A 25,576-nucleotide genomic window follows, 5' to 3' on the forward strand; every position below is an offset into this window, starting at 1 on the left:
TTATATAATTGAGAATTTTATTCTGACAATGTTTGAAGGATTGAATTAAAGAAATGAAAAATATTAACATTAAAGACTACGATCAAAAAAGTGAAATCCTGAAGGCACTGGCTCATCCTGTCCGGCTTTGCATTGTCAAAGGGCTGATTGAAAACCAGTGCAATGTCACCCACATGCAGGAATGCTTGAATCTGCCCCAATCCACCGTCTCACAGCATCTGTCAAAATTAAAAGCTGCGGGAATTATTGAAGGGGACCGGAATGGGCTGGAAATCTGCTATAAAGTTGTAAATGAAGATGTAAAAAAAATAATAGAGGTACTGTTCGGATAGCAGTACCTCTATTGAAAAAATATTTAAACTTTATTCAGACAATAGTCTCAGACAATAGGGACGGTTCTTATTGACAAATCACCTAGAGCTATTATAAAATTAGTTTGAGGTGATTTATGTGCCAAGAATAGCAAGAGAGAAAAGCAGTTCGGGGATATATCATATTATGGTAAGAGGAATCAATCAACAAGACATTTTTGAAGATGATGAAGATAGACAAAGATATATAGAAACATTAGAGAGATTTAAAAAGGAAACTAATTTTGAAATTTATGCGTATTGCTTAATGAATAATCATGTCCATTTGCTCATAAGAGAAAAAGAAGTGGAAATATCAAAAATATTGAAAAAGATCGGTACAAGTTATGCCTACTATTTTAATTGGAAGTATGAAAGGAACGGACATTTATTTCAAGATAGGTATAAGAGCGAAACGGTGGAAAGTAATAGCTATTTTTGTATGGTAATAAGGTATATACACCAAAACCCTGTAAAAGCCGGATTATCGAGTATGGAAGATTATAAATGGAGTAGCTACAATAGTTATATACATAGAGATAGACAAACAATGATTGATGCGGAATTTTTTCTAGGAATGCTATCAGAGAATAAAGACCTGGCAATAAAAAGGTATATTGATTACATGAACGAGCCTAACAATGATAAATGCTTAGAAATAGAAAATAAAGTTAAATTAACCGATGAGAAAGCAAGAGATATTATAAAAAAAATAGGTAATTTAAAAAACATATCGGATATACAAAGATTAGATATCGAAAAAAGAAATAGTATTTTGAAAAAAGCCAAGGAAATAGAGGGCATGTCTGTTCTGCAGATATCAAGAGTAACGGGTATTAATAGAACTGCTATTAGTAAAGCTTGACAGCAAGAACCGTCCCTGTTGATCGTTTGTTGATCTGTTGTAAAAATATTTTCAAATGACCCCGTTTTTTATAAATGTCTTTTCGAATTATTTTATTATTAACTATATCTAATAAATATAACGAGGGTCTGCTATGTATGGTACAGATATTAACGTATTAAATTCACAGATTTATTTATTAAAAGTGAAGCTATGCAATCTTTTCCATAACCCGGATGTCCCATATGAAACTAAAGTATTAGTAAGCCAAAAACTGGATGTTTTAATTGAAGAATATTATAAACTTCAAAATAATATAGAAAATAATTCTAAAAAGTATTATGGTTGATTCCTTAAAGGGGCAACATACGGTGATAGGTCCTCTGTCTTGTAAAAACCGCACAAGACAGGAGGTCCAGTCCCCGAGCCTTACCCCTTCTTCCTGCTAAATCGGACTTTTTCAGTGGTTTCGAACCGTCCCCTGTCGCAAATCATTCCGCAGTATAAGAAAAAGATAATTGAAATAAGTTGAAAATGCATGTCTACATCTATCAATGAATGGGACAAGATTGTTAATATAACTATCAAGTAGTACCAGTCCTTTTGTTTTGCTCTTGCAAATCTCACTAAAGTACTAATAATAAATACCATGAGAGAAGCAAAACCGGTCAGTCCTACATCGGTTAATACCTGTAAGAAATAGTTGTGTACGTATTTTACATAATCTGCCGCATATTGCTCGCATAGCACTGCCCATCCCATCGCCCCTGCACCAAAAAGGGGATAGTCGGCTATAAGCCTTAGAGCCCCTTTATAATAAGCCATTCTCGCTGCCCATTCAGTAACATCAAAACCGATATCTGTTATTCTACTGTAAACCGGATTTCTCACAAGGTTAATAGCTGCAAGCCCGATAACCATTAATACTTTTAATGAATTCATATAAAACGGCATACCCAGGTATTCAGGAAGTATGGCCGTGATTGCTCCAATTAACAGTACTACTGTAAACCGTATTTCTCCAGAGTTAGATACTAAGAATAGAGAAACAATCGCTGATAGTGCTAATAAAAACAAATATCTTATTTTACTATCTTTATCCAGTAACCTCCCGGACAATAATATAAATAAGCTAAAAAGAGAGAATATTATCCACATTCCACGGGAATAAGTCAGGACCAATCCACAGGTAAGGATATATATGCACAGGTTTAGCACCACTCTCCACTCCCCACTCCTCACTTGACTCAGATACTTTAAACATAATATAATCCCTATCATAAAATATACAGCTGCAGTATTTGCATAGTGAAAAGTCGATTGTACTCTTTCATCAAATACCGCTCCTTCAATAGGAAATATACCTGATAACGCCATCAATCCTAATAGGCTTACAATGACACCTGAAATTATAATGCCCTTATCTATCCATTGTTTATGATGGTTGTGGCACAATGAACCAATCATAAAGACAGGTGTAAATGCGATTACTCTTAACGCTTCCCGCAGTGCTCCTTCTTTGTTTACTCCATATAGAACTGATACAATATACAGGACTGAAAATACAAAAAGAGATATAACTGTCCTGTTAAGAAACAGTTTATCTCTTTTTTGATATATAATATAACCCGCATATATCATAATGACGATATTTGCTATAAGGTATTGATGAAAAAAGTATAATCCCTGAAAAATAGACGCAATAATAAAAAATAGAATTACTGCGGTTTTCTCAATACATGTTTTTATTCTGCTATTCTGCCCGTTTGTCTTAGCTACCATCTTCTATCCCGCTTATCTTAAAAATACTTATTGTTACAAAAATTAACTCACTTGCATCAAAACTATTGGGCTTTTTGGTATATATCCTTTTGCACATCTGATTGTTTATTTGGTTCTGAAGGCTGAGGGGATTGCTGCTTTGATTTGGTTTCTTTGGGAAGCTCGTTTAGTTCTTCAGCAATCATCTTTGAATATTGTTCTTTATCTTTCAAATCTGCTATAATACCCTCGTACTTTTCAATTCGCAGCTTTAAATTTTCAATTTCTTCGTCTTTAGCACTCAGCTGATTTTTTAGTTCATTGATTTGTACAGCCTGTTCTTTTATTGTTTCATTTGCATTTTTGCTAAGCTTCCGGTCAGCAGAAATCTTATTATAGGATATAGAAAATGAAAGAAAAAATATAATGGATAATGCTGCAACAGCACCTGTAATTAAAAGGATGAGTTTATGCGGCTTCATCTTCTTGTCTCCCGGCACTCTTCTGGAATATGCATACTCGTTCATCTTAAACCTCCGTATTACTATTAAATACTTTTTTAATTATATCATATATAGAAAAATTTTAAATATGATTTATTTGTTTTTATAAATGCTGCATGAGAACCATACGATAACACTGAAAAGGTACTTAATCGGCCAGGGTTTCGACATAAAGACAGTTCCTTAGTCGCATTGAAGAACATCGGCAAGCGAATCATCTTCCTAGAACGTGACAGTGAGAACCGTCCCCACTGTCACGCTTTTTCTATTCTCACCTGGCTGCCCTTTCCATCGGAAGATGGTGGCTCGACGATAAGGCGGCGGGTTATCCTGCTCTTTAGTTCTGGCACATGGCTGATAAGGCCGATGACTCTTTTTGTGGTACTTAATCTCTCCAGCGAATCTATTACGGTATCCAGAAGATTCGTATCCAGCGTCCCAAAACCTTCATCCAGGAAGAAAAATTCCAGAGGACTCTGGCCTTTTAGCTGGATTTGCGATGACAGAGCCAATGCGAGCGATAGAGATGTTAAGAAGGTTTCGCCTCCGGATAAAGATGATACAGGCCTGTGTACGCCCCCATTGGCATTATCCCTGATTACAAATCCGTTTTCGGTATCCAGTTCCAACGTGTATCTGTACCTTGTCAGTACTCCTAAAAGTTCAGAAGCTTCTTTTGCGATATACCTTAATCTCTCCTCGGATATAAACTCTATAAAGCTGTTCCCTTTAAGCAGCTTTTGTATCTGGTCCAGCATTTCCTTCTTTTTACTATATTTTTGCCATTCTTTGTTCAGTTCAACCCATTGATCAAAATTCTTTTTGATATTGTTGTAAATGCTTTTTGCATTTTCATACCGTGAGATGCTGTCTTCCTTCTGCTGCTTCTTTAATAGATAGTTCTCACTGATTGTCTGCCATTGCTCTTCCGTTATCCTTCTCCCGTTCAGCTTTTTATTCAATAGATCTTTTTGAGTTTCCAATTTCTTTTGAATATCTTCATACTGTTTTATCTCTTCATGCAGGCATTTCTGCTGTTCACCGGACAATAAGCAGTTTTCAACCTCGTCTACGCTTGCAAAGCCCCTTTGTTCAAGTGCTGTATGCAATCTTTGCATTTCATCATGCAAATTTGTGACATAAATTGTTTTTTGATTCTCCAAAGTGCTTTTCTGCGTGCTGATATTATTAAACTGTTCCCTTATTTCTTTCAGATACTCCGTAAGCCGCTGTTTTTCTTTCTGCAATAGTGCGATTTTCATATCTATTTCTTTGAGTCCTTCTTCTATATCTTTATCCCCCGTGAGTTCCTTCAACTTCTGAATTTTTTCCTCCTGCTGTTCTCTTAGACTCCTCCCTTCCGTTTGGACATCGGCAGCTTTACTTTCCCATGCCTGCTTATCGGCTATCAATTGTTCAATCTCTTTTTTTATAGTTTCTGAGGACTTTTGCAGCTGCTCCATTTGCTGCTGTCGTTTTTCTATCTTCCTGTCATTTTGTTCAATCCTGTCCAGTTCACTGCTGATACTTTGAATACCCAGTTTCTTAATAAATATATTGTAGGATTCAAATATATGCTTGAAATGATGAATGCATTCATTAAGTACCTTCTCCTGCTGGAGCAAATTATCTTTATTTATTTCCAGCTCAGCTCTTCTAACACTTTCTTCAATTTTCTGCCCGGATAATGCATCTTCTAGTTTTGATATGCTTTTCTTTATCTCTTCCAGTTTTGTTTCCCATTGCTCTATTGCTTTCAGCTTCTTCTCGTTTGTTTCTCTGACATGATCTAAAACTGTCTCCAGTTGTTCCAGTGCCAAGTCCTGCATATGCCGAGGAAGTGTGTTAACCAGCCGGACATATTCATCCTGCTTTAGCGCTAGATCTTTTGCTGTCTGAACGGACTGGCTTTCCAACACTTTAAGCTGTTCATGAAGTTTTATGCAATTATTCTCCGCTAACCTATAGCTCTTTTCAGTTTCGGCCAGCTGCTCTTCAGCCTGTTTTAGCTGCTGTTCTATTTCATGCATTTTTTGCTGCTCTACTGCATTTGCAGGGTTAGGGTGGTGTAAAGATCCGCAGACCGGACATGGAAGTCCTTCACTTAAATTTTTTGCCAAAGCATAGGCCGTATTTTTGTCATATAGTGTTTTAAATTTTTCAACCCTTTCACGACCGGTGTTAAGTAAAGCCTCCAGACTGGTTTTATGCAGTTCAGCTTCTTTGCATTTCTCCCCTTGCTGTTGGATGTGGGCATGAATACTGTCCAGGCGCGCACTAATGGCATCTATATCTGCTTTTTTGGACCTTAGTGCTTCCCATTTTAATTTTATATCATGGTAGCTTCTTTCATCCGCCATGAGTTCATTCCGGTCACCCGGTTTTGTGCTCTCATGCTTTACCTGCTGGGATTTTAACTCTTCCAATTTGGCCTGCAGCAGCTGTGTCTGCTTGGAAGCCTCCTCAAGTTTGATCTCCAGTTCACAGATTTTAGAAGACAGGTCATTATACTCCCGCTGGTGTTTATCCCTGTCCTGCCTGGCTTTATTTAATTCTTCCTCCAGCTTTATTCCTGCCTGTACTTGTTTTCTATCGTCAACATCTACTTTTAACTTTTCAATATCCTGCCTGCATTCCATGATGCTTTTCTCTAATGCCTCAAGCTCCTGCTTCTTTTTGATAACCTCCTGGTCTTTCGCCCTAATCTTCTCATTATGGCTTCTATAGCTGTCGCGAAGCATTTGCAGTTTTGTTTCAATTGCACATATTTCCTGTTTTACCTCTAATGCATTATTAAATTTTGCTTTAAGTTCTACCAGCATGGGAATTTCTATTTCTGCCTTTTCAAGGATTCTGTCATATTCGGCCTGCGCCTTATTCATTTGCGTCTCCAGATCAGGCAGCAGCTTGTATATTGATTCCAACTGATGCCGGGTATCCGCTAAATTCTTTTCAGCCTCCCTGTATTTGCTGATGACATCCACCAAGCCATCGGCCTTGACAGCCTTTTCATAGAGCTTCCTTTTATTGTTTATTTCCTCTAAGCCTGATAAATGTTCCTTTTCTTTATCGGTGATATCCTTTAATTCATTGACAAGCTCCCATACTTCTTTTGCTTCATTATATTCTATCTCAGCCATTTTAAGTTCATCATCCGAATTCTCTTTATCCTGCCACGCCGTTTTCATCTTTCCTTCAGCTTCTATCAATGCTTTTTCCGAGGCATCCCCTAAAGAAGACATGGCACCTTCTATATGGGACAGCTTATTTCTTATATCTGATAGTTTTTTGCCAACTTTTTCGGTCAACCCTCTCCCATATTCCTCAAGGTAGAATATGCGCTCCATCATATCCCTTTTTTTGGCCTTATCCAACAGAAGGAATTCCTGGAACTTGTTCTGCGGAAGTACTACGGAACGGGTGAAATCATCCGGATCAAGCCCTACAAGGTCTATCACCTTTGCTGTAACCTCCCGCTCCTTGTCTGCCATGACAATATCTCCATCACCGGCAATCTCAAAAAGTCTTACCAGTCTGGCCTCAATAAAACTGTCCGAACCTTTTTTTCTTTTATATACTCTTTCTACCTTATAGGTCTTCCGCGTATTTTCCTTTAACAGGTCAAAGGTGAAGGATACCCGGACATTGCTCATGTCGGTATTAATAATACCCTGAGTACCACGGTTTGCACGCTGCACATTTCCATATAGCGCTAAAGTAATGGCATCCAGTATGGTAGACTTTCCGCTGCCGGTAGGACCAAAAATGCCGAACAGCCCTGTTTCCCCCAGCTTGTCAAAATCTATTTTTTGAGTTTCTTTAAAGCTCTGCAAGCCTTCTATCTCTAAATATCTTGGTCTCATTATATCACCTCCTCCATCATCATTTCTTCATCTTCCTCACTATCATTTAACACATCAAGAAAAGTATTGATAAGCTCTTCGGATACTTCTACTCCCACTTTATATTTATAAAATTCTTTAAATAATTCATCAATCTTCTTTGTTTCCCTGCTTTGATATCCCTCTGCTTCCCTGTCCGCCGTCTTTATGATTGGTCTTATATTGATAATTCCAGGGTTTAGTTCTCTAAGCTTTTTTTGTTCTTCCATTGTTAATACCCTGTCGGTGTGAACCTCAAGGTCTATCCAGGCATTGGCATCCCTGCCCTGTTCGCACCATTCGAGGGCTTCTTCCATGCCGTTTTTTGCTACCCATTTTACCAGGGGCCTTCCACAATTTAATGTGATTTCATGAATCACTGATTCACTTCCTGGAACCGCATCTACGATGTATACTACTTTGCTGTATCCTGCTTCTGAAAAGCTGTATGCAAGGGGAGAGCCGGAATAGCACGTAGGAGACGGAGCACTTTTTATTCTCTGGGGTCTGTGCAAATGTCCCAGTGCAATATAATGGGCATTCCCCGGTAAAACTTGCGGGTCTACCGTCATCGCCCCTCCGACCTGCAGCGTCCTTTCAGACTCTGACTGTTTTCCTCCTCTTAAAAAAATATGACTCACTACAAGGTTAACCGTATCATCCCTGAATTTTTCGCCAAGCTTTGCAAATATACTCCCTATCTTATCCGAATAGGCCTGCTGAAGCTTTTCTTCATCCGCTTCCCGGGACAATACCTGTTCCAGCCTTGACTCCGAGGGATAGGGCAGGGCAATGATTACAGCATGGTGTTCACAACTGCCTATATGAAGTTCCAGCCATCCCGGCCCCGAATCAACAATTTTTACATTTTTACCGGCAATGGGATATGTACCTGCATCACTATCAGGATAACCCAACAGTATTACGCCATTTTTATATGCCAGAGGGCTTGCCGCACAAAGTCTTTCGGGACTGTCATGATTCCCGGCTATAACAACAACTGCCCTTCTTCCTTTACCATTGAGCCTGTCCACCGCTTCATAAAAAAGCTCCTCTGCTGCCGATGATGGCGTATATGTATCAAATATATCGCCTGCAATAAGGACGATATCAACGTTCTCCCGCTCTACGATATCACAAAGTTCATTAATAAACTCTCTTTGTTCATCTATCCTGTTTATATTCTCAAGACATTTTCCCAGATGCCAATCGGACGTATGAAGGATTCTCACTGTCATCACGCTCCTTGGTGTTAGTATGCTATGATTTCTCCATTCCCAAACAAATATATGTACTTTTCTTTTACCCTCTTACCTGTGATGCTTTCTAATGCTTTTGCATAGTAATCAATTTGTACCCTGTACTTCTCCTTGATGATACCTGTATTCCCATCCGTGATATAATCGGTCTTGTAGTCCAGTAGTACCAGTTCACCCTGCTCTTCGAAATAACAGTCAATAATTCCCTGCAGCAGAATGGTTTCGCCTCCATAGGTGTTTTCGTCCAGGTCCTTATATAATTCTGTACTCTTGAGTTCGATATTAAAGGGAATTTCTCTGCTTACCCTGTCGGACTGCAGCATCCTTTTTCCCAGCGGCGAGTCAAAAAACTTTTTAATCCTATGCAGATTTACAGCGTTCGCCTGCTGTTCGGTCAACAGCTCCCTCAACATCATTTCGACAACCTGGAATTCTATTTCTCTAAGGGTAGAGACTTTGTTTAAATCCAGATGCTGCATTACAAAGTGCATGATGGTGCCTTTCTCTGCTGCGGTCAACCCCTTGCTTTCTTCTAAAAACATAGGCCTTTTTACAAGAGGAGGTATAAAAATAGATACTGTATACTCATCAGAAAATTCAGCATTAAAATGTCTTTTTAACTCGGTTACCGATATTTTGCTCGGAAGCCTTCCACATATATGGTAAGGATATTGCCAGCTTAATCTTCTATGAACGTCCTCGCCGTATTGGCTGCATATACCCTGGTTGCCCAGTTCTTCAAGTTTTCGCAAAAAATCCTGTTCCTTTTGCTCCATCTCTGACTTTCCGGTTAGTACATCTTTTTTATTCCACAATTTCACCTGCCATAGGGAAGCATCTTCAAGCAATGTACCGGGATATTCCTGCTCCAGGCCGCCAATTTGCCTGAGCGGCCTGCAATCTTTATGACGCACAAGTGCACTGCCTATCCAGTCCAGATAGCTTTTTGCCCTCAGCATCTCATATTCCGGCAGCTTGGTATCTTCTACCCCGATACTACTGCACCATCGTCCGGCGGCCTTTTCAATATCCTTTACCGCTCCCGTAATAATTAATTTTTCTTTTGCCCGGGTGAAGGCGACATATAAAACCCTCATTTCTTCTGAGAGGCTTTCCAGTTTAGCCTTGTATTTTATCGCCTGTTTAGGAACAGTAGGATATGAAATCCTCCTTTTATAGTCTACAAAATCCGGGCCAAAACCCAAATCCTGGTGAAGCAGTATGCTTTTGTTCATGTCCTGCAGATTAAAGCCCTTACCGGTCCCTGATACAAAAACTACCGGGAACTCTAACCCTTTACTCTTGTGAATGCTCATAATTCTGACTACATTTTCATTTTCTCCCAGTATTTTAGCGCTGCCCATATCTCCTCTGCTGCTTTTTAACTTGTTGATAAAATTAATAAAGTTAAATAACCCTTTATAGCTCGTCTCTTCGTACTGCCGTGCCCTTTCAAAAAGGATTCTCAGGTTTGCCTGGCGCTGTACGCCTCCCGGCATGGCCCCTACAAAGCTAAAATAGCCTGTGTCGGTATATAAATACCAGATCAGCTCATCGGTAGACATATGGGCTGCATTTTTTCTCCATTGATGAAGGCGCTGTAAAAAAGCCGCCGACTTATTGGCGGTTTCACCACTGCCTTCAAGAACCATTTTTTTCATAGCCTCGTAGAAAGAACTTTCCCGGTCCGCCAAGCGGATATCAATCAATTCCTCCGGCGTAAAAGAAGCAATGGGTGAACGCAGCACTGAGAGAAGTGGAATATCCTGCATCGGATTGTCAATTACCTGCAAAAGGGACATCACTGTTTGTATTTCTATTGTGTTAAAATATCCTGTCCCGGTATCGGCATAGGCAGGAATGCCCTGTGCTCCCAGTTCTTCTACAAATATTTCAGCCCAATTCCGAGTTGCACGGAGTAAGATAACAATATCTTTATATTCTACAGGCCTATAGGACTTTAACTGTTTATCATATACTTTAAAAATTCTTCCTTCTTCATCGGGCAGCATTAGCTCCTTGATTCTCTTTACCACTATCCTTGCTTCAGCCTGAATGTTATCCAGTTCCTCTTCCTCTTCTGTGGTCAGTCCATCGGCTTCCTCATCATCGATTAACTCTTGTGTCCAATCATCTATCCTATCTTCGCCGTCTTTCATATCAATGATATGAAGCTCTACCGTCCCCCCTGCCGTCCCTTCCGGATCTTCCAGCACATCATATTTCGCACCTAAATTTAAAGCTTCTTCATCGGTGTAATCAAGTTCTCCTATGTTTTCCGACATAATCTGCTTAAATAGGTAGTTAACACTTTTTATGACTTCTTCCCGGCTTCTGAAGTTTTTATAAAGCTGTATTTTTTTCTCTTTTGCCTCTTCCTGGTCTGAATACCTGTTATACTTGTCAAGGAAAAGCTCCGGTCTCGCCTGTCTAAAACGGTAAATGCTTTGTTTTACATCCCCTACCATAAAAATGTTAGGTGTGCCGGTATCTTGTCTGGAGATCATGCTCATAATTACTTCCTGGACCATATTGCTGTCCTGGTACTCATCTATGAGAATTTCTTCAAACCGCTCCTGGAATCCAAGAGCTACTTTTGAAGGTTTCATATTCCCTTCTGTATCTGTCTCAGTTAAAATTTCAAGACAAAAATGCTCCAGGTCATTAAAATCCAATAGTGATTTTTCCTTTTTCTTATTAGAATATTTATCATCAAATTCAATAACAAGCTGTGCCAGGCAGTTCATTAAAGGATACAACTGTTTTAAATTAGCAGTTATTTCACGGGAAATAGACACAAAAATATCCTCTTTAATTTTTTTTAACCTTTTTTTTACTTCTTCCCTTATAGCTTTTACCTGTTCCTGCTTCTCCTTATCTGCATCTTTTGCGCAGCGTGGCAATTTGCCAAATTCAAATGCAGCAAATGCTTCATAAAGCTCATCCCATGTGGCATCACATTTTTTTAACAATATCCTTATATTCGACATATCTTCCTGAAAATTTTCGAGATAAGGGCTAAGGCCTTCCGCATACTTTATAACGTTTACTGCCCCCTGCAGCGCATTTAAAAGACCTTCAAGTTCAATTTTTATGCTTTTCATTAATACCCTGCCCCAGGCGGTATTTGAAAAATCCAGATCATCAGGCAGGTTAAAGTCTTCAACCTTTTCTTTCAGCCATTTTTTAGGCCATGGAGAGCTTTGTACGAATCCATGCAGGTTGAATACCATATCCTGGAGCATTTTGTCATCGGTATTGCCTCCGTAGCACTCTACAAGCTGAAGGAATTCCGAAACCGCTGAAAAAGTGCCTAATTGCTCAGGGCTTCGACATGAGGACAGTTCCTCAGTCGCATGAAAAGCGCATGCGACAGACGAACCGTCCCCAAGCCGCACAGCAGTTTCGAATTCCTGCTGCAGGTCGGCTGCCTCATACTTCTCTTCAAACAGCTCTTCCAGGGCTTCCATCTTTAAAAGCACAGCTTCAGTTTCATCGGCAATTCTAAAATTAGGATCCAGGTCAATACAGTGAAAATTATTTCTAATAACCTCCAGGCAAAAAGAGTGTATGGTGGTAATGCTCGCTTTGTGGAGCAGCATCAACTGTTTCTGCAACTGTCTGGACTCAGGCTTTTTTTCCAGCTCCTTTGCGATGGCATCACCTATTCTTTCCCTCATTTCGGCAGCAGCTGCATTGGTAAAAGTTACAATAAGCATTTTATCTATATCAACCGGATTTTTATCGTCAGTTATCTTTCTTATGATTCTCTCTACCAATACTGCCGTTTTCCCGGAACCTGCCGCCGCAGCCACCAGGAGGTTGCAGCCGCCGGTTGTGATGGCGGCCAGCTGTTCTTTGGTCCATTGTGTGGCGTTCATGATATCATCCTCCTTAATATGAAAATAGTGGGGAGTGAACAGTGGGGAGTAAAATCGAAATCATATTAATCACCGTGTTCCTTCATCAATTTCCACACTTCATCATCTTTCATATCCCTAAGAATTCTGAAATTATTATCGCTCATGCCAGGGTCAAACTGGCAGACCGACGCATAGCTGCAGTAGGTACATGAAGTAAATTTCTTTTTCTTATAGGGGGTGATGGACACATTTCCTTTTAACATCTCTTCCCCCAGCTGTGTGAGAAGCTTTTTAACATGTTTTCTTAGAAGCTCAAACTGTTCTATAGTAGCTGCCGAGGAAGATTTGCCCAGCACGTCTCCCTTGTTAATTCTCGCCGGGATGATCAGGGAATCGCCTTCCAGCTGCTTGTCCATTTCTCTAATCAATTTTACATCGGCAAGAAGCAGCCCCTTCATCTTCAACTGCTTCATGATTTCCTTTTCTATCTCTTCCTCAGCCGTATTCACCCCACTTTTTATGATAGGGTCATTGATTCTAAAATATAGAATTCCACCTGGCAAAATGGGATGCTGTATGTCTTCCCCACCGTTCTCCCATAAGGCATCCAGGTAGGTAATGAGCTGTATTTGCAGTCCATAATATACATCCGATAATTTGAAGGCTTTTGCCCCGGATTTATAATCAATAATTCTCAAATATGTACCAGCCTCGGTTTGCAGCGCATCAACCCGGTCTATTCTTCCTACGAGTTTAACAGTCTCGCCGGATGGCAGTTGTATGGTAATTGGGGGAAATTGCCCCTTTTCTTCAAAGGACATCTCATAGCCCAGTGGTTCAAAACTGCTCCGCTTAATATGTTCGGCAATTAACCACACTGCCCTTGCAAGTACCCGTTTTAACCTATGGGTAAGATACCTGTAGCGCTGGGAACTGTTAAGAACAGAACCTGACATTTTTTGCAACATTTCATCCACAATGCTTGATATGGCCTGGGCACACCATTCTTTCTCCAGTTCCCTCCAACTCATATGCTGTTCGTCAACTAATTTTGAAAACCGGTCCAGCACACTATGCATAAAAGTTCCCAGGTCCGGAGCATCCAGCCTGAATATCTTTCTTTCTTTTGCTTTCAACCCATATTGCACATAGTAGGCAAAAGGACAGGAAGCAAATCTTTCCAATCTGGATACACTGGAATAAACAGGATTCCCATAAAGCCTCTTCATTTTATCCGCTGAAATATAGCTTATCTGGTTGGAATAAAACAATCCGGACAGTGCTGTCTTACACTTTTCCCTCCATTGCTCATTCTGGATATACCACCGGTATACGTCCCACCATAAGGGCTTCACTTCGAACCCTTCAGCCTGTCTCCGTATAACAGATATCAGCCGGCTAAAAGTAGGAGTGGGGGTGGCTACCAGTTCAAGGTTTTCCCGGTCCGTATCGTGATTGACAATATTGCTGTATTCACTTATATTGGGAAAAATCTTCCTCACCCTTGAAATAATGACGGAAGGCCTCATGGTTTTTCCTTCATGGTCGGCAATGGGGTAACTTAATCTCAGATATCTACCGGCGGTAGCCAGTGCCATATAGATAAGATATTGTTCTTCAAAGGCCCGGGTCCGTGTATCCTGAGCAAGTTCTATTCCCCGGGCACGCAAACTTTCCCTGTCTTTATCGGATAGTATTCCTTCAGCCTGTACAGCAGCAGGAAATATGCCATCATTTACTCCCAATATGTATAATGCACTAATTTCATGGCTTCTTGAGCGCTCTACGCTTCCCACAAGCACTTGGTCCAGAGCGGGAGGAATCAGACCGATTTTATATTCCCCAAATCCAATGGCAAGCACTTCTCTAAACCGCTCTATATTGACATACTCATCCCCCATTACTTCTACAACCTGGTCCAGCACGCTCATTAGAATATTCCATATTTGGCCATATTCATTGGCAAGGTCCATAAGTCCCGAATTTTTAAATTCTTCTATTCGGTCTTCTATCCTTTCGGGAACTCTAATCTCGCATAAAAACTCATACAGTGCAGTACATATCTCCCTTGTTTTCTTTCTTCCCTTTGTCTTTGCCCGAAAATTCATAAGAGGTGAGATAATCCGCTGCCGTATTTCATTGACTCTATTTAAAATAGACTGCTCATACTCGGATATTTCCCCCTGTTCAAAGCCAGGATTGAGTCGAAAATCCCAGACTTCATTTTTGGTCCATGTACTTCCTTTTATTCCTGCAGCCAGCACATAGTTCTCGATAATATCTATATCCTCTTTTTCTATATCTGTCAGTCCTGTCTTCAAATACCTAAAAACCGATTCATAGGACCAATTTTTACTGAAGATCTCTAAAACCGAAAGCACCAGCAGCACCAGCGGATGGTTGCTGATATCCCTCTTCCGGTCAATAAAATAGGGTATTCCATATTCGTTAAATATGACTTGAATCAGTTTCTGATATCCTGCCAGATTTCTGGTGACTACTGCGATGTCCCTGTACCTTATGCCCCTATCCCGGCAGAGACGGATAATATCCCTGGCTGTGTTCTCCACCTCTGTATAAATATTAACTGCTGAAAAAATAGTGACATCCTTTGTTTTTTCCAAATATGTACGATAAGGATAGGAAAAGATATTTTTTTCCAGATGGCTGATTTCCCGACTATCCCTAAATCTGCAAAATGGTTCCTGCTTTAATGCTATGGGCGTCTCTACTTTAACATTATTTTCTCTCGCCAGCTTTATAAGTTTTCTTGCTGTATTTTTAGTGGCAGAAAATACTTCCGTACTGTCAATTGCAAAATCATCCATCAGGCAATCGGTACATAAACAAACGTTAATCCTTTGCGCCTTCTTTAGCAGCTTTTCAATTACTTTATATTCCTGGGGAGTAAACCCGGAAAATTCGTCTATCCAGATCTCCGCCCCGTCAAACTGGCGGGACAGGTCCAGTTTATTAGCAAGCATGGTTAAATCATCGTCAGAATCTATATATCTTTGATGAAGAATACTTTCAAATTCACTGAAAATTACGCTGATATCCTCAAGCTTGTCCTTTAAAAGTTGATCATCCTGTATATTATTTCTGATATTTTCCAGCAGTTGTGGAGAAATATTATACCGCTTCATCTCTGATATAGTACTGCAAAGAGTATTTACAAATCCCTGCTGCCGGACCGCCTTCGGAAACACTTTAAGGCTATCCTTAAGCCGGTCCATGACGCGATAAATGAGCATGCATTTACCTGCTGAATTAATATGCTGCCGGGTGACCCCTCCCACTTCATTGAACACCCTGTAGGCCATGCGGCGGAAGCTTAGAACTTCCGTCCGGATAATTCCTGCCGAACCAATAGTTTTAAGCAGATTTTTCTCTGCCTGGAGGGAAAACTGCTCCGGAATCAATAAAATTAATGGAGTGCTACACCCATTATTTAGTCTTTCTTTTATATCATTAAGGCAGAAGTAACTTTTACCACTGCCGGCCCTTCCGTAAATTATACGCAGACTCATGCGTCTATCACTCCTTAGTAGTTCACAGTTAACGTTCCACAGACTACAGCATTTGTTCGAATTGATACATGAACTATAAACTTATATATCCAACCAGTTATATGAAAATTTTTCTTCTTAATTTAATATATCATATTCTAGTAAATTATGCCACAGAGCATTTTTTTAATGCTACGGACTATTGGACAAACGAAAGGGAATATAAATATATTAACACCAATAATAAGTTCGGAATATGAAAGAAGGGGGAAGGATGTATTGTCAGAATTGTAAAAGCAAAATGATATGGGTTTTATACATTGTTCATAAGAAGAAATGCACCAGAGCATATTTTTGTACAGTGTGTGGAGAACTGGACCATATCAAAGGTACATACGTATTTAGAATATGGCGGGGTAATTACAAAAAGAGGTTTGCTTTTAAGGAACATATAGTATAAAATGGGAAAAGATAAATTACATAATTTTTAAGTGAATAAAGGCTGTCCTCTTTTGGACAGCCTCTTTTTTGTTTCTAGATTGAACAATATCTATCTGTTACTCGTATAACAAAGGCTTGATTTGATCAGAGTCTATGTTGGATTTATCATACCAATGGAATCCAGTATCGATGTTCTTCTCTACCTTTTCGCCTTTTATAGCCTTCACAGCGGCCTCAACAGCCTTATAACCGATACCGATAGGGTCCTGGGTGATAGCACCAGCCTGTACTCCGCTCTTGATCGCCTCTATCTGCTGCTTACCGGAATCGTAGCCTATAACTACAATCTTGCCTTCCTTCTTCATTTCTTTCACGGCATTCAGCACACCGATGATAGACCCTTCGTTCGCACCGAAGAAGCCTTTGAGATTCGGATGAGCCTGAATAATAGTTTTTGCAAGGTCAGTAGATTTGAGTTGGTCACCACCGCCATACTGGATGTCAACGATCTTTATATTCGGATATTTTTCCTTAATGCGGTTAACAAAACCATCTCGGCGGTCGACACCGGTGCGGCTGGTCTGGTCATGCACGATAACGGCAACCTCACCTTCGCCGCCGATCAACTCAGCCATTTTGTCAGCAGCCACAGCAGAAGCCTTAACATTGTCGGTAGCAGCAGTTGCAACCGGAATATCGCTGTCTACACCAGAGTCAAATCCGATAACAGGGATGTTGGCAGCCTTTGCCTTCTCGAGAAGTGGAAGAACTGCTTTACTGTCCAGGGCAGCTATAGCAATAGCTTTGGGGTTTTTGCCGAGTGCAGCCTGAAGCATTTCAATCTGTTTGTCAACCATAGCCTCGGTTTCTGGGCCTTCGAAAGTTACTTTTACGTTATAATCCTTCGCAGCCTTTTCAGCACCTGCCTTAACAGCTTGCCAGAACTGATGCTGGAAGCCCTTGGAGATAATAGGGATGTAGATTTCACCAGAATCAGCCGTTTTAGTATCTGCTGGCTTTGTGTCGGCTTGTTTAGTATCAGCTGGTTTGGTATCAGCTGGCTTAGTGTCAGCCGGCTTCTGGCCACAGCCGCCTAACAGCGCCACAACAAGCAGCAGGCTCACAAGTACAGAAAATAGTTTTTTGAACTTCTTCATGTCAATCTCCTCCTAAAGATTTTTTAGTATTTTATTTATTGTATTACACTCCTGTCAGGAGCAAATACCTTAATAAGGTTTCTGCAAATTTACTTGCTAAAATAAGCATTTTTAAAAAAACATTACTTACGACTTACGGCGACGTATAATATCCATGTATACAGCACCTATGACGATAACTCCAGTAACCACTGTCTGCCACTCTTGCGGAACAGAGAGTATACGCAGACCATTGGTGAGGACAGTGATAACAAAAGCACCTATTACTGTGCCCAGGATGCTTCCTTCACCACCGCTTAGGGATGTTCCGCCAATAACCGCTGCTGCAATTGCATCCATCTCGTAACCGGCGCCCAGCGCAGGTTGGGCAGAATTCAAACGAGATGCCATCATAACGCCGGCTAACCCGGCGAAAGTTCCACCCAGCGCGTAGATAGCAATTTTCCACCTGTCAACATTAATACCCGAAAGACGGGCAGCTTCTTCATTACTTCCAAGAGCAAAAGTATATCTCCCTAATACTGTCTTAGACAACATCACACTTGCAATAATCGCTGCCGCGAAGAAAATCAACACGGCATTCGGAATACCACCCACGGTACCCATGGAAATCTTTGTGAACATAGGTGTATCAGTAAAATAAATTGGTTTTGTACCCGAGACAACCAGTGAAAGACCTTTGGTCACCATCATCATGCCCAGTGTTGCAATAAACGGCGGGATTTTCATTTTAGCTACAGCCGTACCGTTAATACAACCGCATAACGCACCGACCAATATACCTCCCAATACCCCAACAGGAATTGGAAGTTTCCAAAATGTTATAAACACACCAGTCATCACCGCTGAAAAAGTCATAACCGTACCGATGGACAAATCAATACCTGAGGTTATGATAACAAACGTAATCCCCACAGCCAGTACGCCGTTAACTGCAGTCGCCAATAAAATACCCACAATATTGTCAAACTTTGCAAAGTTGGGTGATGCGATTGAAAATACAATAAACAATAAAATCAAGCTGGCGAATGCAAACAATTTTTGTGCGGCGTCTGAATTGACCAGGGATTTCTTTTGAGCACTTTTGTTTTGAACAACTTTACTTTCCATATCTACAGACCCCCGAATTCAGTTTTGTTTGAAACAACACCAACAACACGCATTATTTCCCGCGTTTGGTGGCAAATTGCATGATACGTTCTTGCGTGGCCTCGGCAGCAGTCAGTTCACCCGTGATGCGGCCTTCACACATTACGATTACCCGGTGGCTCATGCGCAAAATTTCCGGCAACTCCGAAGAAATCATGATAATTGACTTGCCTTGTTCTGCCAAATCGTTGAGCAACTTGTAAATTTCGCTCTTGGCACCAACATCGATACCGCGCGTAGGTTCATCAAATATCAAGATATTGCAGTCGCGGGTCAACCACTTGCCAATGACGACCTTCTGTTGATTACCGCCTGAAAGATTCTTGACCTTCTGGTGTATGCCGGGTGTTTTAATTTTGAGACTGTCAACGTAATATTCCGCCTCAGCACGGGTCTTGGCACGGTTCACCCAGCCGAGAAAACCCAGAAATTTTTTGTAGGTAGCGAGCACAATGTTGGTTTCCACATCCATCCCCAGTGTCAGGCCATAGCGCTTACGGTCCTCCGAGAGATAACCGATGCCATACTTGACAGCATCACTGGGACTTTTGATATATGCCTTTTGGCCCAGCACATAAACCTCTCCCGAGTCAACGGGGTCTGCCCCGAAAATAGCACGCGCCACCTCTGTGCGCCCGGCACCCATCAATCCTGCAAAGCCAAGGATTTCGCCTTTTTTCAGTTTAAAGCTGACATCCTTAATCACGCGACCCCGATTGAGGTTCTTTACCTCAAGCACGACTTCCTGGCTGGCATTTTCCGTGATTGGACGCGAAGTCTCATAAATCTCCCGGCCGACCATCATGCTGATGATCTGGTCAATTGTAACATCTTGCATATTAGCCGTATCGATATAGCAGCCGTCGCGCATGACGGTGATACGGTCGCAAATCTGCTTGAGCTCTTCCATACGATGAGAGATGTAAACAATTCCCACACCCTTATCACGAAGCTCACGAATAATCCGAAAGAGTTCTTCTATTTCCGATTCGGTCAATGCTGCCGTCGGCTCGTCCATAATCAGCACCTCGGAATTAAAGGACAGCGCCTTGGCGATTTCAACCATCTGCTGCTTGGCAACGGTAAGATCCGCAACCCTGGTGCGCGGGTCCAAATCCAGACGCAGCATATCAAGCAACTGCCGCGTCTTATCGTTAATCTCCTTTTCATCCACTAGAAACTTAACACCTTTTCGCGATTCACGTCCGATAAAAATATTCTGTGCCACCGTAAGGTGGGGCATCAAGTTGAGCTCCTGATGGATGATGCTGATACCTAAGTCTTGCGCCGCTTTTGGATTGGGAATTTCGACTTCATTACCCTTGTAAAGGATGCGGCCTGCGTCTTTCGTGTATACACCAGTGAGTATTTTCATCAGCGTGGACTTACCAGCGCCATTTTCACCGAGCAGGGCGTGCACCTCACCAGAGCGCAACTCAAATTGGCACTGTTTGAGTGCATGAACACCAGGAAAGGACTTTTCTATTCCTTGCATTGAAACAAGAACCTGATCCATTCCTTTATCCTCCTCCCTTTTTGTCATGAACTTATTATAGGCCAAATGGCCTGGAGGATGAATAGAATAAATTCCTATCATGGTTGAATATTTTCTTGTCTTTTACACAAAAAAATAAGGCTACTGTTTTTACAATAGCCTATAAAGTATATCTTACATTCACCGTTCTACAAACGGAAATAATAATTTCTGGTTTTCAGGACTGTACATGTTTTCTTTCGTAATGATTTCAAAACCTGTATCAATATTTTTCTCAACTTTCTCCCCACGGGCAGCCATAAGGGCGGTTTTTACACCAAGATAACCCATATTGAAAGGCTTTTGCACAGCAACTGCCTGAATGATACCCTTTTCGATATATTGGATTTGTTCTTCCGAACTGTCAAAAGCAACTATTTTTATCTTCCTCCCCATCCCGGAATCATTTACGGCCCGAGCAACCCCTTCTGCCGATTGTTGGTTTGAACCGAAGATTCCGGCTATATCAGGAATTTCCCTTAAAATCTGCTTGGTAATTCTGTATGCTTCCTCGGGACTGCTTTTGCTGTAGAACTTACCTATTATTTCTATATCCTTATATTTTGACACTGTGTTCATAAAGCCTTTTTCCCTTTCCATAGCAGTGGTAGTGCCCTGAATATGGCTTACGATTGCAACTTTGCCTTTTCTGTTTATAAGTTGTGCCAGCTTTTCTCCTATGGCCTCTGCTGCTGTAATATTATCAGTGGCAATAAAACTTTTTGCCGCTTTCGAATCAATCTCTGAATCAATAGTAATGAGCGGTATTTTTTCTTTGACTGCTTTTTCTGCCATAGGAGTCACTGCTTTATAATCAGCAGCTGCCAATACAATCGCTGCCGGCTTCTTTTGAATTGCGTCAGCCAAAATATCTATCTGCCCCTGTATATTTGTCTCACTTTGGGGACCTGTAAAAACCAAATCGCCATTAAATTCTTTGGCCGCTGTTTCCGCTCCCATTCTTACGATTTGCCAGAACTCGTTATTCGGATCACTTGATTTTACAATCATATAAACCGTTCTTCTATCATTAGAAGTGCTTTTTGTAATAATATTATTTTGACCTGCAATAATGGATACCAGTATCACAGATATTATTAGTAACGAAACTAAAGTTATCCTATTCATTCTACCACCTCCAACACCAATCCCCAGTATTAAATTATCACCGGCAGCCATACATTTACCGTCGTTCCCACGTTGACCTTGCTTTCAATGGACAGGCCATAAGCCTCTCCATAATAAAGCTGTATCCTTTCATGCACATTTTTAAGTCCGACACCACCTGTCCTGACTTTGTCTTCACTTTCACTTTGAAGAATATTTTCCAGTCTTTCTTCCGGAATACCCACTCCGTTGTCTTTTACCTGAAGCAGGATCTTGTCATCCACCTGCTTTCCAACAATCTCGACAGTACCTCCACCGGGTAAATTCTTTATCCCATGGTATATTGAATTTTCAACCAGGGGCTGCAGCACCAGCTTGAGTATGTCATATTTTAGAATGTCCTGGTCTACATCGATCGTATATTCAAGTTTTTTATCGTATCTTATTTTCTGTATTACTAAATAGTTTTTTATATGTTCAATCTCATCTTTCACCTGAATTACTTCTTTTCCTTTACTTAGACTTATACGGAAATATTTAGCAAGGGCCGATGTCATCAATACCACCTTATCGTGCTTTTTACTCTCTGCCATCCAGACGATTGCATCCAGCGCATTATATAAAAAATGCGGATTGATTTGGGCTTGTAATGCTTTTAATTCACTTCTGCGTATAGCCGCCTGGTCCTCTTTTGTTTGCTTCATTAATTCTTTAATTCTCTGAAGCATTACCTTGAAGGATGTTCCCAGGTGTTCTATCTCATCATTGCTTCTAATGTCGATATCAACATCAAAGTCCCCGTCTTCTACTCGCCGCATTAAAGCCTCCAACTTTTTAATGGGGCGGGAGATATTGGATGCAATTTTTGCAGATATCAATGTTGCAATAAGCAGGCAAACAAGGGTTATCATAATATATGAATTTCTGATATCGTCTTTGCTCAGTGAAAGGTCGTCCAGATAAGAAACCCCTACAATTTTCCACCCTACCTTAGGAAGAGTTTTAATTGTGACCAGCTTCTTCTCCTTGCCTTCTGCATCTATAAAACTTCTTTGTGTTGTATTCAGGATTCTCTCTATATTTTCACTCTTTAGCCTGGTATAGATTAATTGTTGCTGTGGATGGTAAACGATATTCCCTACTTCATCCAAAATAAAAACATATCCCTTTTGGCCCAGGTTGATTTTGCTGCATATATCTGTAATCGCTTTATAGTTTAAATCAATCAGAAGAACCCCGAGATGTTCCTGCGTCTGAAATGCATTAATCTGCCGGCTCAAAGAAACAACCCAGTTGTGACGGTCTTTAATAAAATTCTGGACATGGGAGGATGAGACAACCGGCAGGCCCTGCTTCTTTATGGCTTCTGTGTACCAACTGAGTTCTCTGATATCTACATACTCCTTTAGCTTATAATTTCTTTCATTGGTGATTACCTGCCCGTCCCTGCCAAATATATAAATGGATACGATATCACTTCTCATCTTCATGATGGAATCCAGTAATGCTACTATCTTTTGCTCCTCTGCTTCCTTATTCCATAAATTCTCTGGTTTTGTCATCAGGTAGCTATTAATAATGGGATTATAGTACAGGATGGAAGAAACATCTTCCATATACCCAATATAGTATTCTACATTTCTTCCAACCTGGTCAACAATCTGATAGGCATATTCATCAGCATTTTTTTCTATAGTCCTGGAAGATTTATAATAAAATATGGCGCCCATCGCTGAAACCGTGGCAATAATTAATATTGAGAAATAGATAAGGATACGTGCCTGTATACTGCGGGACTGCTTTTTCTTGTTATTCTGCTTAAACACTTTACGCCTTACCCCCTACTTTCTCTTTATACTCAGTGGGAGACATATTGGTAATCTTTTTAAAAATAGAACTAAAATAATGCGGGTCGCTATACCCCACTCTATCGGCAATTTCATAGGTTCTCAAGGACGAATTTTTCAATAGTTCTTTTGCCTTCTCCATCCTTACACGGGTTAAATATTCAATAAAAGTTTCTCCCATCTCTTTCTTAAAAATCAGGCTAAAATAACTGGGGCTCAAATGCATAATATCACACATTGCCCTAAAAGACAGATCCTTATCCCCGAAATTGTTTTCTATATATTCTATAACCTTTAAAATATGCATCTTGGTCGAGCTGGCCCTATCTTCAATATATGAAGCAATTTTTAGATACAGATGTTTAACCCATTCCTCTATTTCCTTCAGAGTCTTAAACTGGTTGATCTCTTTTAAAATATTAATGCGCTCTTCAAATATTTCATCCATTTGAATGCCAATTTCAGCAAATGCTTTTAGCATCACAATAAGCATTTCGATTACGGTATTCCGGCATATATCGATGTTTATGCTGGAATTTTTCATGTGTGTAAATATTTCATTTAAAATGCCTATTACTTCTTCCTTTGAAGAACCTTTTAGAGAACTTATCAACTTTTTCTCAAGATCTTTAGGATACCGATAACGTACACCTTCCGGCTGCCTGATTTCCTTAATATTTATAATGGCATCGTTACCCAGGAAAAACCGGTAGTCCAGTGCCCTCCTGGCCTCATTATATGACTTGTCCAGATCACAGATGTCAGGATATAAATCTCCTATTCCTATAGACATAGTCAATTTTAAATTATCTACCATCACTCGCCTTATTATCGAAAGAATGGAATTGATTATTTCCAGCCCGGTTTCTCTATTCGTAGTCTCTAAATAGAAAATTAAAGCTATTTCATCCTGGCCGGTTTTAAAAGCAATCCCGTTTTTCTTTTCATGCATAATTTCATTAGCTACATTAAGCAGAGCAAACTGTATTAAATCCATCTCATCCTGCCTAAAATCTACTTCAGCTTCAGAAAAGTTATCTATGTCTATCAAAGCTGCTGCAAACAACTTAGCTTGGGCATTTATTTGCAATATATCGAATTTTTCTCTGTGATTATCCGGGTTTAGTTCTCCATTGATTAGCTTGTTGAGCGTTTTTTCTCTAAGAAGCGGAAGACTCTCATCCAATTGTTCTTTAAGATGCCTTACTTCTCTTTGCTGCATTTTTTTCCAATCCAGCTCTTTAACTACTTTCTCTAACAACTCTGTCAATTCCGCACATGTAATAGGTTTTAATATATAGTCATCCACCCCAAGCCTTATTGCCTGTTGGGCATAATCAAATTCATCATAACCGGTCACAATAATCACTTTGCAGTCCGGGTGTGTATCTTTCACAAGACGGCTAAACTCCAAACCATCCATATGAGGCATGCAAATGTCTACCAGGAGGATATCGGGATTCTGTTTTTTGACCAATTCATATGCTTGAAGCCCATCCTCCGCTTCCCCGGCAAACTCAAGTCCCAGTGCAGCCCACTCTACATTGTCACGTATTCCTTCTCTTACGATTTCTTCATCATCTACAATAACAATCTTATACATTCACGCAACCCCCAAAACACAAACAGCAAACTGTTCAATACCTCATCATATTTTACGCTAGCATATTTGTAGTCGGGTGTCAATAGAAGGTGTTTCCTGTTGTCCTACAAAGAAAATCTTTTTCTTTACTCAAAAAGTTTTTTATTACATTAAATAATACAAATTTTATCTGATTTATATATAAATAATTTATATATTAACTATTTACATATTAATATAATCGTACTATAATGAATATTGGAATTTTTTTAAGAGGTGTGAAGGATGAATAAACTAAAAAAGCTAGCTGAGAGTTATGATTGGGTAGATGAAATTGCAAACAAGACAATTATTGAATTAAAAAAAACTGCCGATATCCTTGAAGAAGTTCATAGCAGTTTTTTCAATAAATTTAATATATCTCATACCAAATTTAATGTTCTTGTAATTTTATACAAGAATTCAGAGGAGGGGATGACGCTTTCAGACATAGGGGAACAAATGCTGGTTACAAAAGCAAACATAACCGGCCTCATCGACCGGCTTGAAAAACAGGGTTTCGTCAAAAGAATAAGAGACAGTGTGGACCGAAGAAAAATTACAGCAGTAATTACAGAAAAAGGCAAACAATTTACCGAAGAAATTATTATAAAGTATAAAGAGTGGTCCAGAGATATTATGACAATACTAAATGATCATGAAAAAAATCAGATACTTCATATTCTTAGGAAATTGCAACAAGGGTTAATCGATATAGCCCAATGACATGTTTAACACTCTTAGATAACT

Annotated in this window: 16 protein-coding genes; 4 read left to right on the top strand and 12 right to left on the bottom strand. The window is 40.1% G+C overall.

Annotation, left to right across the window (positions count from 1 at the left end; genetic code table 11):
* Positions 1–53 precede the first annotated feature (53 nt).
* The 3 genes from CIB29_RS10245 (at position 54) to CIB29_RS10255 (ending at position 1,543) form a co-directional block, all read left to right on the top strand.
* Positions 54–332: an ArsR/SmtB family transcription factor gene (locus tag CIB29_RS10245; protein ID WP_094549388.1), complete on the top strand. Its 279-nt coding sequence runs from the start codon at positions 54–56 to the stop codon at positions 330–332.
* Between the two features lie 118 nt (positions 333–450).
* A complete protein-coding gene (locus CIB29_RS10250) occupies positions 451–1,215 on the top strand; it encodes a transposase (protein WP_094549390.1) in 765 nt (254 codons plus the stop codon).
* A 133-nt stretch (positions 1,216–1,348) separates the two neighbouring features.
* A complete protein-coding gene (locus CIB29_RS10255; protein ID WP_094549392.1) occupies positions 1,349–1,543 on the top strand; it encodes a hypothetical protein in 195 nt (64 codons plus the stop codon).
* An 80-nt stretch (positions 1,544–1,623) separates the two neighbouring features.
* On the opposite strand, the gene CIB29_RS10260 is transcribed toward CIB29_RS10255, so the two are convergent.
* From CIB29_RS10260 to CIB29_RS10320, 12 genes are all read right to left on the bottom strand, one after another.
* Positions 1,624–2,976, bottom strand: a complete 1,353-nt coding sequence (locus tag CIB29_RS10260) for an O-antigen ligase family protein (protein ID WP_094549394.1) — start codon at positions 2,974–2,976, stop codon at positions 1,624–1,626.
* Between the two features lie 62 nt (positions 2,977–3,038).
* On the bottom strand, positions 3,039–3,482 hold the full coding sequence (locus CIB29_RS10265) for a hypothetical protein (protein ID WP_094549396.1): 444 nt from the start codon (positions 3,480–3,482) through the stop codon (positions 3,039–3,041).
* Between the two features lie 230 nt (positions 3,483–3,712).
* Positions 3,713–7,321: an AAA family ATPase gene (locus tag CIB29_RS10270; protein ID WP_094549398.1), complete on the bottom strand. Its 3,609-nt coding sequence runs from the start codon at positions 7,319–7,321 to the stop codon at positions 3,713–3,715.
* Entirely contained in the window at positions 7,321–8,577 is a 1,257-nt protein-coding gene (locus tag CIB29_RS10275; RefSeq protein ID WP_423241303.1) for an exonuclease SbcCD subunit D, read from the bottom strand. The genes CIB29_RS10270 and CIB29_RS10275 overlap by 1 nt, the downstream gene beginning before the upstream one ends.
* A 14-nt stretch (positions 8,578–8,591) precedes the next feature.
* Positions 8,592–12,479 (bottom strand): helicase-exonuclease AddAB subunit AddA, encoded by a 3,888-nt coding sequence (gene addA / locus CIB29_RS10280; RefSeq protein WP_094549402.1) that lies wholly within the window; start codon positions 12,477–12,479, stop codon positions 8,592–8,594.
* A 65-nt stretch (positions 12,480–12,544) separates the two neighbouring features.
* Complete coding sequence (gene addB / locus CIB29_RS10285) at positions 12,545–15,991, bottom strand: helicase-exonuclease AddAB subunit AddB (RefSeq protein WP_094549404.1); 3,447 nt, start codon at positions 15,989–15,991, stop codon at positions 12,545–12,547.
* Between the two features lie 536 nt (positions 15,992–16,527).
* Positions 16,528–17,568, bottom strand: coding sequence for an ABC transporter substrate-binding protein (locus CIB29_RS10295; protein ID WP_094549408.1), 1,041 nt, complete (start codon positions 17,566–17,568; stop codon positions 16,528–16,530).
* 126 nt (positions 17,569–17,694) lie between these two features.
* Positions 17,695–18,678 carry an ABC transporter permease gene (locus CIB29_RS10300; RefSeq protein WP_094549410.1) on the bottom strand — a complete coding sequence of 328 codons (984 nt, stop codon included), beginning with the start codon at positions 18,676–18,678 and terminating at the stop codon, positions 17,695–17,697.
* Between the two features lie 52 nt (positions 18,679–18,730).
* A complete protein-coding gene (locus tag CIB29_RS10305) occupies positions 18,731–20,233 on the bottom strand; it encodes a sugar ABC transporter ATP-binding protein (RefSeq protein ID WP_094549412.1) in 1,503 nt (500 codons plus the stop codon).
* Between the two features lie 159 nt (positions 20,234–20,392).
* Positions 20,393–21,430 (bottom strand): substrate-binding domain-containing protein, encoded by a 1,038-nt coding sequence (locus CIB29_RS10310; protein WP_094549414.1) that lies wholly within the window; start codon positions 21,428–21,430, stop codon positions 20,393–20,395.
* Positions 21,409–23,184: a cache domain-containing sensor histidine kinase gene (locus CIB29_RS10315; protein ID WP_094549416.1), complete on the bottom strand. Its 1,776-nt coding sequence runs from the start codon at positions 23,182–23,184 to the stop codon at positions 21,409–21,411. The genes CIB29_RS10310 and CIB29_RS10315 overlap by 22 nt, the downstream gene beginning before the upstream one ends.
* Position 23,185: 1 nt before the next feature.
* Positions 23,186–24,808 carry a response regulator transcription factor gene (locus CIB29_RS10320; protein ID WP_094549418.1) on the bottom strand — a complete coding sequence of 541 codons (1,623 nt, stop codon included), beginning with the start codon at positions 24,806–24,808 and terminating at the stop codon, positions 23,186–23,188.
* Between the two features lie 264 nt (positions 24,809–25,072).
* Here CIB29_RS10320 and CIB29_RS10325 point away from each other — a divergent pair, with 264 nt between their 5' ends.
* A complete protein-coding gene (locus tag CIB29_RS10325; protein WP_094549420.1) occupies positions 25,073–25,552 on the top strand; it encodes a MarR family winged helix-turn-helix transcriptional regulator in 480 nt (159 codons plus the stop codon).
* Positions 25,553–25,576: the final 24 nt, after the last annotated feature.

The organism is Petroclostridium xylanilyticum, assembly GCF_002252565.1.
GTDB lineage: Bacteria > Bacillota > Clostridia > SK-Y3 > SK-Y3 > Petroclostridium > Petroclostridium xylanilyticum.